Source organism: Pseudophaeobacter sp. 1A09344, assembly GCF_041008745.1.
Taxonomy (GTDB): Bacteria; Pseudomonadota; Alphaproteobacteria; order Rhodobacterales; family Rhodobacteraceae; genus Phycobacter; species Phycobacter gallaeciensis_A.
Window position 1 is genome coordinate 39,463 of sequence record NZ_JAXGFS010000002.1, and the last position, 14,120, is coordinate 53,582.

10 protein-coding genes are annotated in these 14,120 nt (G+C 61.1%); 7 read left to right on the forward strand and 3 right to left on the reverse strand.

Going from position 1 to position 14,120, the window contains the following annotated elements:
* The first annotated feature begins 107 nt into the window (after positions 1-107).
* On the forward strand, positions 108-617 hold the full coding sequence (locus tag SM765_RS03375) for an SH3 domain-containing protein (protein ID WP_425537296.1): 510 nt from the start codon (positions 108-110) through the stop codon (positions 615-617).
* A gap of 30 nt (positions 618-647) precedes the next feature.
* On the opposite strand, the gene SM765_RS03380 is transcribed toward SM765_RS03375, so the two are convergent.
* Positions 648-3,275 (reverse strand): AAA family ATPase, encoded by a 2,628-nt coding sequence (locus SM765_RS03380; protein ID WP_274837471.1) that lies wholly within the window; start codon positions 3,273-3,275, stop codon positions 648-650.
* A complete protein-coding gene (locus SM765_RS03385; RefSeq protein ID WP_274837470.1) occupies positions 3,272-4,432 on the reverse strand; it encodes a metallophosphoesterase family protein in 1,161 nt (386 codons plus the stop codon). The genes SM765_RS03380 and SM765_RS03385 overlap by 4 nt, the downstream gene beginning before the upstream one ends.
* Before the next feature lie 399 nt (positions 4,433-4,831).
* Here SM765_RS03385 and SM765_RS03390 point away from each other — a divergent pair, with 399 nt between their 5' ends.
* Positions 4,832-7,048, forward strand: a complete 2,217-nt coding sequence (locus SM765_RS03390; RefSeq protein ID WP_274836278.1) for an NADP-dependent isocitrate dehydrogenase — start codon at positions 4,832-4,834, stop codon at positions 7,046-7,048.
* A gap of 177 nt (positions 7,049-7,225) precedes the next feature.
* Here SM765_RS03390 and SM765_RS03395 read toward each other — a convergent pair whose 3' ends face one another.
* Positions 7,226-9,505 carry a methyl-accepting chemotaxis protein gene (locus tag SM765_RS03395; RefSeq protein ID WP_274837469.1) on the reverse strand — a complete coding sequence of 760 codons (2,280 nt, stop codon included), beginning with the start codon at positions 9,503-9,505 and terminating at the stop codon, positions 7,226-7,228.
* A gap of 442 nt (positions 9,506-9,947) precedes the next feature.
* Here SM765_RS03395 and SM765_RS03400 point away from each other — a divergent pair, with 442 nt between their 5' ends.
* Genes SM765_RS03400 through SM765_RS03420 form a run of 5 tightly spaced genes read left to right on the forward strand, consistent with a single transcriptional unit; the run spans position 9,948 to position 14,090 of the window.
* Positions 9,948-10,235 carry an STAS domain-containing protein gene (locus SM765_RS03400; protein ID WP_274830699.1) on the forward strand — a complete coding sequence of 96 codons (288 nt, stop codon included), beginning with the start codon at positions 9,948-9,950 and terminating at the stop codon, positions 10,233-10,235.
* Complete coding sequence (locus tag SM765_RS03405) at positions 10,232-10,606, forward strand: response regulator (RefSeq protein ID WP_274830700.1); 375 nt, start codon at positions 10,232-10,234, stop codon at positions 10,604-10,606. The genes SM765_RS03400 and SM765_RS03405 overlap by 4 nt, the downstream gene beginning before the upstream one ends.
* 1 nt (position 10,607) lies before the next feature.
* Positions 10,608-12,755: a chemotaxis protein CheA gene (locus SM765_RS03410; protein ID WP_274837468.1), complete on the forward strand. Its 2,148-nt coding sequence runs from the start codon at positions 10,608-10,610 to the stop codon at positions 12,753-12,755.
* Positions 12,739-13,227 carry a chemotaxis protein CheW gene (locus SM765_RS03415; protein ID WP_274830702.1) on the forward strand — a complete coding sequence of 163 codons (489 nt, stop codon included), beginning with the start codon at positions 12,739-12,741 and terminating at the stop codon, positions 13,225-13,227. Before SM765_RS03410 ends, SM765_RS03415 begins: the two co-directional genes overlap by 17 nt.
* Positions 13,224-14,090 (forward strand): CheR family methyltransferase, encoded by an 867-nt coding sequence (locus SM765_RS03420; RefSeq protein WP_274830703.1) that lies wholly within the window; start codon positions 13,224-13,226, stop codon positions 14,088-14,090. Before SM765_RS03415 ends, SM765_RS03420 begins: the two co-directional genes overlap by 4 nt.
* Positions 14,091-14,120 lie beyond the last annotated feature (30 nt).

Genomic DNA, 14,120 nt, shown 5'->3' on the forward strand with positions numbered 1-14,120 from the left:
TATGACCTATGGACACGCGGACGCGACCGGACAAGAAACCGGGCTGACACGGCAGGCCAGCCCCCGGACCGGCGCCGGAACCGGCACAGAACGAGCAGGCGGTGAACATGACGGCTTTGAAATTGCGCCTTCTTGCGGTGGCCATTTGCGCGACTGTGGCAGCTGCGCATGGGGCAATGGCCAAGGACGCGCGTGGCCCGGTCACGAATCTACCCCTGCCCCGCTTCGTTTCGATGAAAGCCTCCGAGGCCAACATCCGGCGCGGCCCCTCGCTGACCCACCGGATCGATTGGGTGTTCAAACGGCGCGGCATGCCTCTGGAGGTGACCGCCGAATACGGACACTGGCGCCGCGTGCGCGACCATGACAACGCCGGCGGATGGGTGCACTACACGCTGATTTCCGGCGTGCGCATGGCGCTGGTGCAGCAGGATCTGCTGACGGTTCATTCCCGGCCGGACAAGGCAGCACCGGTGACCGCCGCCTTTGAACTGGGTGTGGTTGCGCGTCTGGGAGAATGCACCATCGACTGGTGCGAAATCTCTGCCGGTGGTTACAGTGGCTGGACGCCGAAAACCACGATCTGGGGCGTCTACCCCGAAGAAATCCGCGAATAACCCCAGCTGGCCTTGGGTCAGTCGTGGTTCCTATTGGCCGCCCGGATCAACGGGCCGGATCGTCAGTTGCGTTCCCCCGAGCCCGCGAAAGGCTTTCTGGCGGCAGGAAAACACCAAGATCTGCAATTCATCCGCCTGCATGGTCAGCGCATCAAAGATCTTCTCGATCCGCGCATCATCGGTATAGACGATCGCATCGTCCAGAATGACCGGCGCAGGATGGCCTGAACGGGCCAGCAACCGGGCAAAAGCCAGGCGCACCAGCAGCGCGATCTGCTCCTGCGTGCCGCCGGACAGGCTGTCAAAGGCAGCCGTCTCACCGCCGCGCTGCAATTCTTCGGGCAGCACCTTGCCCGCATCAACAGACAGCTCCGCCTCAGGCCAGAGCATCCGCAACAGGGGGCGTAATTCCGCCATCACCGGCCCGACATAGTGCTCCTGCGCCTCGGATCTTGCACGTTCCAGTGCCACATCAAGACGGCGCAGCACCGCAACTTCGAATTCAACCGCCGCAAGACGCTTCTGTGCCCGGTCCAGTTGCCCCTCGGTGTCGGCAAGCTCCTCTTCGACTGCGGCGCTGGCATGGGTGGCGATCCGGGTTTCCAGCACCGCCAGATCCCGCGCCACCTCCTGCACCCGCTGGCGTGCGGCCTCCTGCGCCGATTGTGCCCGCTGCAGAATGGCACGGGTCTGCGCCGGGTCCGGTGCGGTCTGGCGCAGGGCGGTTTCGGTGGCCTTGGCCTGTGACAGGTTCTGCTGCAGGGCGGGCAGGTCTTCCGACAGGCGCTGCAGCGCCTCTGCCGCCTGCTCCTGCCCCTCGATGACAGCAAGAGCGCGGTCCAGCCGCTGCGCCGCCGCATCTGCGCGTGCCGAGGCGCTCTCCATCGCCAGACGGGAGTCTGCTGCCGCGCTGCGAATGGCATCTAGCGCGTTTTCCGCCGCCTCGGCCTCCTGCTCGGCGGCGCGGAAGGCAGCTTCGGCCTCTACCCGGTCCGGCAAGGGAGTCGCGCTTTCGTCCTGCGCGCCTGCCTCCGGTGCCTGTGGCAGCGCCTCCAACTGGCTGATCAGCGCCTTGATCCCATCCGGGGCGAGTACCTTCAACAGGGTCTGCGCCTCCTGCCGCTGCTGTTGCGCCTCCTGCCGTGCCTTGTGCTGCGTGCGGGCCTGCTCGACGCTGGTGCAACCGGCCTGTTCCAAGAGCTGCGTCAGCGCGGCCTGTGCCTGCTCCAGCGCCTCAGCGCCACCAGCCTGACCCGGATGGATGTCAATCTCTGCTACCCCCGGCACAACCAGCCGCCCGCCGCCCGGAAGCGGCAACCGCTTCCCGTCCGGAACTCCGGCGCCTTCCAAGTGGATGCCGCCCTCCTGACCCGCCTGGTAGTGCACAGTCACCGCCGTCGCGGTTGCCTCCTGCGCCCGCCGGGCCAGATTATACGCCTCGCGCGCAGCCTCGATCCGGCGCAACACCGCTTCATCAGGTCCGCATGCGGCAGCCTTGGCCAGACTGTCGATCTGTTCTGCCTGCGCCCGCGCCTGTTTCAGCCGGTCGCTCAGATCGCGGCGCAGCCCCTCTGCCTGCGCCACTGAAATCGCCAGCTGCACCGCGTCCAGAGCGGCCCGCGCCTTTTTCGCGCCCGCGCGGGCCTGTGTGGCCGCCTCGGTCAGATGCCGCTTTTTCTCTTCTTGCGCATCGAACGTGACGTGCGCCCGCGCTGCGGCCTCTGATGTCTCGGCCACGGCTGCCTTCGCCGCGCTCGCCTCCTCCAGCCGCGCGGTCAGCTCCGCGATCTTGCGCTGATGGTTTTCCAGCACGGTTTCCGCCAGCTGCACCGCGTGGGAGGCCTGCGCCAGCTGCTCCTGATGCCGGTTGGCGGCCTCCATCGCAGCCTCTGCCGCCTCAAGCCGCGCCTGCAGTTCGGCGCGTTCCTCCGGGTCATTCAGCGCCGCCTGCTCGACCTGAAGAGCCCGCCGCTGATCCAGAAGCTGTCGCAGCTCCTGCACCTGCGCGCTCAGCTGATCCCGGCGCTGCACCAGATCGGCAACGGCGCGTTCGGCCAGATCCAGCGCACCGCCTTTGCGGGCCCCGCGCGTGGTCACCAGTTGATCCAGCGCCTCGCGCACCTGCCGCCGGATCGCATCCATGCGCTGGCCGCCGGTGACCATCTCGACCTCACCCGCGACCGAAGACAAAAGGTCCCGCCGCGCAGACAGCGTTTCCTTGGCATCCTCGAACGAGGTCAGCCCCTGCCGCACCCACAACAGCCCCGACGGGCCATCCTCCTTGGGCGGTTTGATCAGCGCCTTCAACCAGGCCTCTGCCGCGTCGGCCTGATGCAGCAGCGTCCCCTCGCGCCAGATCCGCACCTCGCCTTTTCCAGAGGTCTTGAAGAACTGTTTGGCGATGCGATAGCGAGCGCCTTCATGGTCCACTTCGACTTCGACCCGGGGATCGCCGCCCGCATGCGGCACCAGCCCGCGGATTTCCTTGTCCCAAGCCTTAGCGTCCTTGAAAAACAGCGCGTGAAGCGCATCAAAGATAGTGGATTTGCCTTGTTCGTTCGGGGCTGCCAGGACGTTCAGCCCTGGCCCGATAGCGGTGATTTCCACCGGATCGGTGAAACGGCGCAGGTTCTCAAGCCGGATGGAGCAGAGTTTCATGCGCGCTCTCCCCCGTCGCCATCATCCTGCGTATAGGCAAAAAGGCGGTTGAGGGCCGCACTGGCCACCTTGCGATCCTGTTCGGCAAGGGCCGGATCCTCGGCCGCCTGCATCAGCTCCTGGGCCGCAACCCGCAGCGCCCCGCCCCGGGCGATAAGATCCAGATCCCCGGCCTGATGTTCGGTGCCCACTGCGGACAGATCCAGCTCCAGATGGCAGAATTCCGGCGCATAGCGCGCCACCGCCTGTTCCAGCGCCAGCCGCTGCGGCGGCGTGACCCAGCCCGACGCCCGGATCAACATGAGATGATACCGCCAGTCGGCCCGTTCCGGCGGCAGCAGGCCCGTGATCACCGCCTCCGGATCTGTTTCAGGCGTCAGCTCCAGCGCCACCTCCTGCCAATGGTACTGGCCGGTTTCAATGGGCTGCACCAGCGGCGCCTGCCCGGAACCGGCAAGCTCGACCAGCAGGCACTGGCCACGCCCGGCGTGTTTGAACCGGTCCGGCTCGGGGCTGCCACTATATTGCGTGCGCGGGTTGACCTCGAACCGGCCATGCCAGTCGCCAAGGGCGAGGTAATCCAGCCGCGCCGCCTGCGCCCGCTGCGGTGAGATCGTCTCGGCGCTGTCACCGCCGCCGGCCGCGATGCCGCCAAATTCCAGCACCCCGCCATGGGCCAGCCCGATCCGCAGCACCTGTTCCCCGGTTTCGCAATCGTCCATCCAGGCGGTCAGATCCTGCCCCGGAAACCGATGGCTACAGGGTGCGGGCAGCAACATGACCCCGGGCGCCATCTGCACCGGCTCGGCCGTCATCAGCAGATGTACATTTTCCGGCAAATGACTGCGCAGCGACGCCCATAGCGGTTCTGCCGCGCCGCTGTCATGGTTGCCCGGGATGATCCACCATTGCAGGTCCGGCGCCGCGCCCATGGCCGCAAGGGCCTGCCGCTGTACCCGGTCCGATGGTGTTTCGGTGTCGAACATGTCTCCGGCAATCAGCACATGCGTGGCGTCATGTGCCTGCGCCAGCTTTGCCAGCCGGGACAGGATCTCCTGCCGCGCCTGCAGCAATGCCATCCGCGTTTCCTCTGCGAACCGTCCGAACCGTTTGCCCAAGTGCAAATCGGAGGTGTGCAGGAAGCGAAAAGGCAGCATTGAGGTCTCCGGACCGGGGCAGTGTTCACTGCCATAGGTGGCAGAGCCGACCGACAGGGTCAACGCGGCTTTGCAGCCCTGCCGCCTGCACGGCCAGGTCCGCGATTCTAAGGCAGGCCAACGACAATCTCCAAACTACGATTGGTGCAGACCGGCGTCCGAACACTGGAAAAATGCCTCGCATTCGGGCGTTTCAACCCAATATCCGCGGGAATTCGCGACCCCGCGTCAAACTGCGCCCTTGAAAATCCAAGCAGGCAATTGCGCCCCGGCGCCGCGTGTTTTACACGGGGGGCGATATGTACGGCAACGCGCCCGGGACATCACCAAAACCCGGGAGGTGAAGCGCCGCCGCCCAAAGTCAACAAAGCTTCCGATATCGCTGAAAGGTTGTGGAATATGACAGAAAATTCAAACCCCGACATTTTGTATACCATCGTAGACGAAGCGCCCGAGCTGGCCTCGGCGTCCTTCCTGCCGATCATCCGCAAGTTCGCCTCGGCTGCTGGTGTCTCTGTCGGAACCAAGGATATCTCGCTGGCCGGCCGCATCATCGCGACCTTCCCCGAAGGTCTGAGCGAAGAGCAGCGCCAGAGCGACGATCTGGCGGCCCTCGGTGAGCTGGTCAAAACCCCCGACGCCAATGTCATCAAGCTGCCGAACATCTCTGCTTCGGTGCCGCAGCTGACGGCTGCCATCGCCGAACTGCAGGCGCAGGGCTATGACATCCCGAACTACCCTGAAGACCCGCAGAGTGACGCCGAAAAGGCGATCCGCGCGCGTTACGATACCCTCAAAGGCTCTGCCGTGAACCCGGTCCTGCGCGAAGGCAACTCGGACCGCCGTTCGGCTAAGGCGGTGAAGAACTACGCCCAGAACAACCCGCATTCGATGGGTACATGGTCGGCTGACAGCAAGACCAAAGTCTCCTCGATGCCGGGCAACGATTTCTACGCGAACGAAAAATCCGCAACCATCACCGCCGCACAGGCCGGTGACGCGAAAATCGAATTCGTCGCCAAGGACGGCTCTGTCACCGTGCTGAAAGACGGCTGGTCGCTGGGCGAAGGCACCGTGACCGACGCAACCTTCATGTCCGCCAAGGCGCTGTCCTCTTTCCTGGCCGATGCCATTGAAGACACCAAGGCCGACGGCACCATGTTCTCGCTGCACATGAAAGCGACCATGATGAAGGTCTCGGACCCGATCATCTTTGGCCACGCTGTCAAAGCCTGGCTGGGTCCGGTCTGGGACAAGCACGGCGCGGCGATCGCAGCTGCCGGTGGTTCGCCGAACTCGGGTCTGGGCGCTGTTCTGGCCGCCATCGACACGCTGCCCAACGCGGCTGAGATCAAATCCGAGATCGCAGCGCTCGACCGTCCTTCCATGTACATGGTCGACAGCGACAAGGGCATCACCAACCTGCACGTGCCGTCGGATGTGATCATCGACGCCTCCATGCCCGCGGTCATCCGTGCTGGCGGCAAAGGCTGGGACGAAGCAGGCAACAAGGGCGACACCAACTGCGTGATCCCCGACAACTGCTATGCGACCGTCTATGATGAGACGATCAACTACTTCAAAGAAAACGGTGCGCTCGACGTGACCAAGGCGGGTTCGGTCGCCAACGTCGGCCTGATGGCGCAAAAAGCCGAAGAATACGGCAGCCACCCCACCACCTTTGAAGCCCCGGCAGACGGCACCATCCGCATCGTGCTGGCCAATGGCGAAACCCTGCACAGCCACGATGTGGAAGCCGGTGACATCTGGCGCGCATGCACCGTCAACAAGGCGCCGATCGAGAACTGGATCCAACTGGCGATGGACCGTCAGCGCCTGACCGGCTCGGAAGCGATCTTCTGGCTGGACGCAAACCGCGCCCATGACGCCGAGCTGATCAAATACGTCAAACCGGCGCTGGAGGCTGCTGGCGTGGCCGACAAGTTCATGATCATGGCGCCGCGCGAAGCGACCCGTCAGTCGCTGGACACCATCACCGCAGGCAAGGACAGCATCGCCATCACCGGCAACGTGCTGCGCGACTACCTGACCGACCTGTTCCCGATCCTGGAACTGGGCACCTCGGCCAAGATGCTGTCGATCGTGAAACTTATGAACGGCGGCGGGTTGTTCGAAACCGGCGCCGGTGGTTCGGCTCCGAAACACGTGCAGCAGCTGGTCGAAGAAAGCCACCTGCGCTGGGATTCGATGGGTGAATTCTGCGCATTGGGCGAGTCGCTGAACTTCCTTGCCGATGCCAAAGGCAACGCCAAAGCCGGTGTCCTGGGCAGCGCAGCCGAAGTGGCGACCCAGGGCATTCTGGACAACAACAAGTCGCCTTCGCGCAAAGTGGGTGAACCGGACAACCGCGACAGCCACTACTGGTTCGCACGCTACTGGGCCGAAGCCCTGGCCGCGCAGACCGAGGATGCGGATCTGGCAGCCGAGTTCAAGCCGATCGCCGAAGCTCTGGCCTCCAAGGAAGAGCAGATCCTGGCTGAATTCGCTGCTGCCCAGGGCAACCCGGCGGACATCGGCGGCTACTACCACCCCGATGCGGCGAAAAAAGCAGCCGTGATGCGCCCCAGCGCAACGCTGAACGCGATCATCGGCTAAGGGCCGGAACAGCGGGGGCGTCCGTTCCCGCTCAAAGGCACAGCAATACAAGAACGCCCGGCAGATCCTGCCGGGCGTTTTCTTTAGTCATTGTTCTGAGCCTTGCGCGCCACGTGAGCGGGACAACCAGTTAATTAAGGCGCGGATCTCCCGCTCAGAGATAGGGATCGTAACCCCTTAGAAATCCTGCCACTTGTCGATGGCGGCGTTTCCATCAGTTGCGGCGACAGGGGTCGGAGTGATTTCGTCCAGATCCCAATCATCTTCGCCATGAGCCGTCGGTGCGATGGGTGCCGAAGGCTGCGGCATTGCGGTGATATTGCTGCCGCCCGTGATCTTGAAGTGTGCGACCAGTTCGGCCAGCTTGGTGGCGTCGCTGTTCAGCATATGGCCCGCAGCAGTGGCCTCTTCCACCATGGCGGCGTTCTGCTGGGTCACCTGATCCAGCTGCACCACACCGGTGTTGATTTCACCCAGACCGGTCGATTGCTCGGCCGCGCCCTCGGCGATATCGGTCACCAGTTTCGAGATGTGGTTGACCCGTTGCACAATATTCTGCAGCGCCTCGCCGGCCTTGCCGACAAGATCCACGCCACGTTCCACCTGTTTCGAGCTGTCGCCGATCAGGGTCTTGATCTCCATCGCCGCATCCGAGGACCGCTGCGCCAGGGCGCGCACTTCGGAGGCAACCACGGCGAAACCACGGCCTGCTTCGCCTGCGCGGGCGGCTTCGACGCCGGCGTTCAGCGCGAGCAGGTTGGTCTGGAAGGCGATGTCGTCGATGACACTGATGATCTGGGCGATATGGGTCGAGGATTGCTCGATCTCGGTCATCGCCGAGACCGCGCTTTGCACCACGACGCCGCTGTTTTCGGCTTCCTGCTTGGCCTCATCCATGATGTTTTCGACGCTGCGTGCGCCTTCGGCAGCGGATTTGACGGATGCTGTCAACTCATCCAGCGCAGCAGCGGTTTCTTCGAGCGTTGCAGCCTGGCTTTCGGTGCGGTGCGATAGATCGTCCGAGGACTGGCTGATCTCAGCCGCGCCGTTGCGAATGCTGGAAGCGGATTCCACCACTTTCGACACCGTATCGCTGAGGTTTTCGACGGTTTTATTGAAATCGGACCGCAGTTGTTCATGCTCGCCGGTGAAGGGTTCGGTGATTTTTTCAGAGAAATCCCCTTGGGCCAGCCGTAGCAGACCGGAGCTTAGGGTCTCTACCACCCGTTGCTGTTCCTGCTGCTGCTGGGCGCGCTCTTCCTGCGCGGTGCGTGCGTGCCGCAGGTCATCCTGCATGGAGACCAGCGTCTTGCCAATCTGCCCGATTTCATCGACACGCTTGGCTTCGCTGACCTCAGTTTCCAGATTGCCGGAAGCCACCGATTCCATATTGCTGCTGATGCGGTCCAGCGGCCGTGTAATCGTCCGGGCGTAAAGCCAACCCAGCAGAGACATCCCTGCCGTACAGGCCAGTGACACCAGAAGCAGGAAGTTACGTGCACTGTTCACGTGCGCCATGAGTTCGGCGCGGTCCTGTTCGATCACGATTGCCATCTCCTTGCCTGCCAGAGCAATTGGTTCGGAGAAGGCGCTGACTTCCCGTCCGTTCAGACCGGTCGTCGAGGGATAGAACTTGCTTTCACCATTGAGAGCAGAGGTAATGTGTTCCTGCTCTGCAATCGGATCCAGCAGCATATGGCCACCCTCGAATCGTGACGACGAACGTGCCAGCAGGTCAGCGGCTACCAGATAGGCATCGGCTGTCTCCCCGATGCCCCGGGCCTCGTTCATGATGGCGCTGATCATGCTCACCGGCATCTGCAGAACCAGGATTCCGACGGTCTGGCCGGTATTGGCGACGATCTGTGTGGCGACAAAGGCGGCCGGTTTGCCCTGGCTTGGCTCATAAGGCGCGAAATCGGAAAACAACACTTCTCCCGGCTGCGCATCCGCAGTTCTGCGGAATAGCTGCGCAAGCCCCGAATCCTTGTACGGACCATCATAAAGATTGGTCGCGTAGTCGTCTTCTTTGTAGACCGAATAAAGTACGTTGCCGGACAGGTTCACAAGAAAGGCGTCGTAGTACCCTTTACTGGTCAGCAGGGTGCGGAAGGCCGGGTGAAATTTGGCGTGGTGAATGTTGTACGGAATTGTCTGCTTGCCGCGATCTAGCAGATGGCGTTCCCCCAGAGGATTGGGGTTGTTGGTGATATAGGCATCACGCACGGTCTGGGCAGCCTCATCGCCAAGATTGGTCCATGCGCCGGACAAGCGTTGCAGCGCGGTCCCGGTGGAGGGCACGGCGGCGAGTGTCAGAAGATCAGCCGTAATACCCCGCATCAGGGATTCGACCGCTGCCTTGCGGCTGGCGACCAGAGATTCGAAATGCTCTTGGGCCTGGGTCCTTGCGCTGTTCTGCGACGTGATCGTGCTGATCGAAACCACGATCGCAGCCATGACTGCACCGAATGCGACGACGAATAGCGGGAGCTTGTGTGCGATTTTCACTGTTCCAAAGGCCTTCTTGCTTACGCTTTGCAAACCAAGGCCCGGATCGGCCCTGTCCGATGAAATGAATGCCCGGCGGGGGTTAATTTGCGGCTTAAATTTCCGGCATTCGTTCGAATTTTAAAAAGCCTTCTGGTCGCAGCGTCGGGAAATGCTGCCGCTGTCGCGCGTATAGGGATTCTAACTGTGTGGCCGCGATGGCTCTCTTCATCGCAACGAAGAATCGGGCATGTAAAATTGTCCGCAAAACGGCGTTCCCCGGAGGGCTTGAGGGCTGGCAAAAGGGTGTTGCGGTGCCTTTGCGGCAATCAATTATTAAACCCCCGAGCCTAAGAATGACCCTATCGAACTCTAACATGTGACCGAACAACGGGGGTGCGAATCGCGGAAGATGACCACGGAAACGCAAAAACACCTATTAGACCTTCCGAATGCATTTTCGGACCTTGATCCGCTGATTGCATTCCTGCGCGGAGCGCGCACCTCTGCGGTAGAAATCGACTGCTCCAAGGTTATGGCGATGCCCTCGCGATGCCTTCAGATTCTGCTGAGTGCGGAGCAGCAGTGGCGTTCCGAAGAATTGGGATTTGCGGTCACAAACATCAGTGAATCGTGCCGAAAGTCTCTGTCGCTTTTGGGTTTAGAGTCCAACCGCTTTGAAGACGAGGAAACAGCATGAAAACCAAAGTCCTTGCAATTGATGATTCCCGCACGATTCGGAATCTGCTTGCTGCCACGCTGGAAGAAGCCGGCTTTGAATATCACTGCGCGGTCGATGGCCGTGAAGGCGTTGATATGTATCCCGACGTCGCGCCGGATGTGGTGATTACCGATATCAACATGCCCAATCTGGACGGCTTCGGTGTCATCGAAGAGCTCCGGGGCGACGGTATCAATTCGAAGGTGCCGATTCTTGTTCTGACCACCGAGAGTGCCGCGGAAATGAAAACCCGTGCGCGCAATGCGGGTGCAACCGGCTGGATTACCAAGCCCTTCGATGACACGTCTTTGATTTTTGCGCTCAAGCGCGTCACCGGAGCTGCGGCGTAAGATGTCAGGGTCGATTCAGGATACCTTCTTTGAGGAGTGCGAAGAACTCCTTGAAGCGACGGATGAGGGTCTGACCGCCATCGAAGGTGGCGATCGTGATCCAGAGGTGGTCAACGCCGTTTTCCGCGCTGTTCACTCGATCAAGGGTGGCGCCGGGGCGTTCGGCTTGGATGAACTGGTGGCCTTTGCCCACAGGTTCGAAACCGTTTTCGACGAGGTGCGAACCAATCGTCTGGAGCTGGGCGAAAAGCTTGTTCAGCTTCTGCTGCGTGCCAGTGACCATCTGTGTGATCTGGTGGCGACGGCGCGGGATGGCGGCGAAACCGACGAAGCGCATCACAACGTGCTGATCGCGGCGCTGGACGAATATATTCCCGAAGAGGAAGAAGATCTGACGTTCGAGCCGATGGGCCTGGGCGGCGCAGGTTTCGCGCCTGCAGCGATCGATCTTCCCGTGGTGCCTCAGGAAGAAACCTACCGGATCCGTTTCCATCCCATGAAGGAGATGTACGGCACCGGCAATGAACCCATCTTCCTGTTCCAGGCACTCAAGGAACTGGGTGAGCTTGAGGTCAAGCTGGATGACACCGAATTGCCCGGTTTCGACGCCATTGACGTCGCCGAAAGCTATATCGCCTGGGATCTGGTTCTGATTACCTCGGAGCCGCGCGACAAGGTAGAGGCCGTTTTCGAATTCGTCGAAGGCCTGTGCGAGCTGTCGATCGAAGGCGATGGTGACGCCGAAGCGGATGCGCAGGCCCTTGCTGCGCTGGACGCTGCATTCGGTGTGGCTCCGTCCATTGAGGACGGGGAGACGACGCCTGCCCCTTTTGAACAGCCGGCCCCCGCTCTGACACCGGAGGCAGACTCTGCGCCTGCGGGTGACAAAGCACCATCTCCGAAGGCCGAGGCCGCGAAATCGGAGCAGCGGGGTCCCAAACCGACTCTGCGTGTGGAACTTGAGAGGGTGGACCGGCTTATCAACGCGGTCGGAGAGCTGATCATCAACCACTCGATGTTGGCGCAGCAGATTGCCAACCTTGATGTCGCCGATGTACGGGATGTTGAGACCGAGCTGGAAGGGTTCAAGAACCTGGCACGGGACATCCAGGAAGGCGTGATGTCGATCCGTGCACAGCCGGTCAAGCCGCTGTTTCAGCGTATGGCCCGGATTGTGCGGGAGGCTTCCAGCGCCACTGACAAAACCTGCAAACTTGTCACCGAGGGCGAAAACACCGAAGTCGACAAGACGGTTATCGAACGCCTGTCCGACCCGCTGACGCATATTCTGCGCAATGCGGTGGATCACGGGATCGAGAAGCCGGAGGACCGCGCAGAAAATGGCAAGGACAGGGTTGGCGAAATCCGTCTGTCGGCGTCGCACCGGTCTGGCAGTGTCTGCATCGAAATCAAGGACGACGGTGCCGGCGTCAACCGCCCCCGTGTGAAGCAGATCGCGATCGACAAGGGCCTGATCCCTGAGAACGCAGAGCTGACCGATAGCGAGATTGACAACCTTCTGTTCCTGCCGGGTTTCTCAACTGCCAAAGAGGTTTCAAACCTGTCTGGTCGTGGCGTCGGGATGGATGTGGTCAAGAACGCAGTGACGGGTCTCGGTGGCCGGATCAACATCACCTCGACCCCGGGCAAAGGCTCGACCTTTACCATCATCCTGCCGCTGACCTTGGCGGTGATGGACGGCATGGTGGTCTCGGTTGCGGATCAGACGATGGTGGTTCCGATCACCTCAATCGTCGAAACGATGCGCGGCAGCGACGAGATGATCAACAACCTTGGCGCCGATGGCACATTGCTTTCGATCCGTGGAAACTTCGTCCCGATCTGCGACGTTGCTAGCGCCCTTGGGCTGAGCAAGCAGGATGACCAACCGCCCGGAGTCTATCTCCTGGTTGAAACGGAAACGGGACAGCGCAGCGCCCTGGCGGTGGACGATATCCACGACCAGCGGCAGGTGGTCATCAAGAGCCTGGATGGAGTCTGTGGGGAGATTGCCGGGGTGGCTGCTGCCACCATTCTCGGAGATGGCAAGATTGCCATGATCCTGGATCCGGAAAGCATTATTGCGGCCTCGCCATCAGCAGCCGCCTTTGACACAGATCGGAGAATGAACAATGCAGTCGCAAGTTGAAGCCAAGCCTGGCGATCAGGAAGTAAAGCACGCCCAGTTCAGTGAGTTCGTGAGCTTCACTGTGGCGGGGCAGGCTTTCTGTCTCAAAATCACCCAGATCCGTGAGATCCGTCGTTGGTCGCCGGTGACAATCCTGCCGCACGCGCCGTCGGACGTGCTGGGTGTCATGAACCTGCGCGGTGCGGTGATCCCGATCTATGATCTGTCGGCGCGGTTCGGTCTTGAGCAGACCGAGGCCAGTGAGCGTAACGTGGTGATCGTCGTGGCGGTCGGTGGCAAGCCGGTTGGCCTGCTGGCGGAATCCGTTTCGGAAATCATCTCGATCAACCCCGATGATATTCAGGACACGCCGCCGGTCGATAGCCGATTCACCATGGAATATATCCAAGGCATCATCTCGCATGATGACACCATGGTCCGGATCATCAACCTGGATGCGGTTATCTCCGTTCCGGAACAGGTGCTGATGTGAACGCAAGAAGTCCCATAGAGTCCAAGGCAGATGGTTTCACCCTGACAGATCAGGATTTCGAAGCCATCGCCCAGTTCGCCTACAAGCATTTTGGGTTGGCGATGTCGAGCAGCAAGAAACCTCTGGTTTCGGCCCGCCTGGCTCGTCGTCTGCGAAAGCAGAACGTCTTGAACTTCAAGGATTATCTTGCACGCCTGAATGGGCCGAATTCCGACAAGGAGCGCAGCAACCTGCTGTCTCTGCTGACCACCAATGTGACGCAGTTCTTCCGGGAGCCGCATCATTTTGAAACGATGCGCAAAGACGTTCTTCCGGACCTCATCAAGAAGGCACGAGAAGGCGGACGGGTGCGCATCTGGTCGGCAGGATGTTCCAACGGACAGGAGCCCTACACGCTGGCGATGATCATCCAGGACATGTGTCCGGAAGTGAACCGTCTGGATTTCAAGATCCTGGGCACTGATATCGATCCGGTTGTCGTGCAAACGGCAACGGCTGCCAAATATCCGGCGGACGAGATTGCGCAGATCCCTGCGGAATACCGCAAATACCTGCCAAAACTTGATGCCGATGGCCGTCTACCTGAAAGCATCCGGTCGATGGTGACACTTGGTGTGCTGAATCTCATTGAACCCTTTCCGTTTAAGGGAAAATTCGATGCGATTTTCTGTCGGAATGTGGCCATCTACTTTGATACAGCAACGCAGCAAAAGGTCTGGCAGGCGTTTCAGCGATCACTAGTTCCCGGAGGCTACCTGTTTATCGGACATTCCGAACGAATGTCCGGACCGGCTGCCCAACATATGAAAACGGCAGGAATAACCACCTACATTCACACACCATCGGGTGGGGATGCCCGATAGTCTGAGCAGTATGAAGAAACACGAGGAAAA

Excerpts from the sequence above, each read along its gene's own strand:
- SM765_RS03375 (WP_425537296.1), top strand. The coding sequence starts at position 108 with ATGACGGCTTTGAAATTGCGCCTTCTTGCGGTGGCCATTTGCGCGACT.
- SM765_RS03380 (WP_274837471.1), bottom strand. The coding sequence starts at position 3,275 with ATGAAACTCTGCTCCATCCGGCTTGAGAACCTGCGCCGTTTCACCGAT.
- SM765_RS03385 (WP_274837470.1), bottom strand. The coding sequence starts at position 4,432 with ATGCTGCCTTTTCGCTTCCTGCACACCTCCGATTTGCACTTGGGCAAA.
- SM765_RS03390 (WP_274836278.1), top strand. The coding sequence starts at position 4,832 with ATGACAGAAAATTCAAACCCCGACATTTTGTATACCATCGTAGACGAA.
- SM765_RS03395 (WP_274837469.1), bottom strand. The coding sequence starts at position 9,505 with ATGGCTGCGATCGTGGTTTCGATCAGCACGATCACGTCGCAGAACAGC.
- SM765_RS03400 (WP_274830699.1), top strand. The coding sequence starts at position 9,948 with ATGACCACGGAAACGCAAAAACACCTATTAGACCTTCCGAATGCATTT.
- SM765_RS03405 (WP_274830700.1), top strand. The coding sequence starts at position 10,232 with ATGAAAACCAAAGTCCTTGCAATTGATGATTCCCGCACGATTCGGAAT.
- SM765_RS03410 (WP_274837468.1), top strand. The coding sequence starts at position 10,608 with ATGTCAGGGTCGATTCAGGATACCTTCTTTGAGGAGTGCGAAGAACTC.
- SM765_RS03415 (WP_274830702.1), top strand. The coding sequence starts at position 12,739 with ATGCAGTCGCAAGTTGAAGCCAAGCCTGGCGATCAGGAAGTAAAGCAC.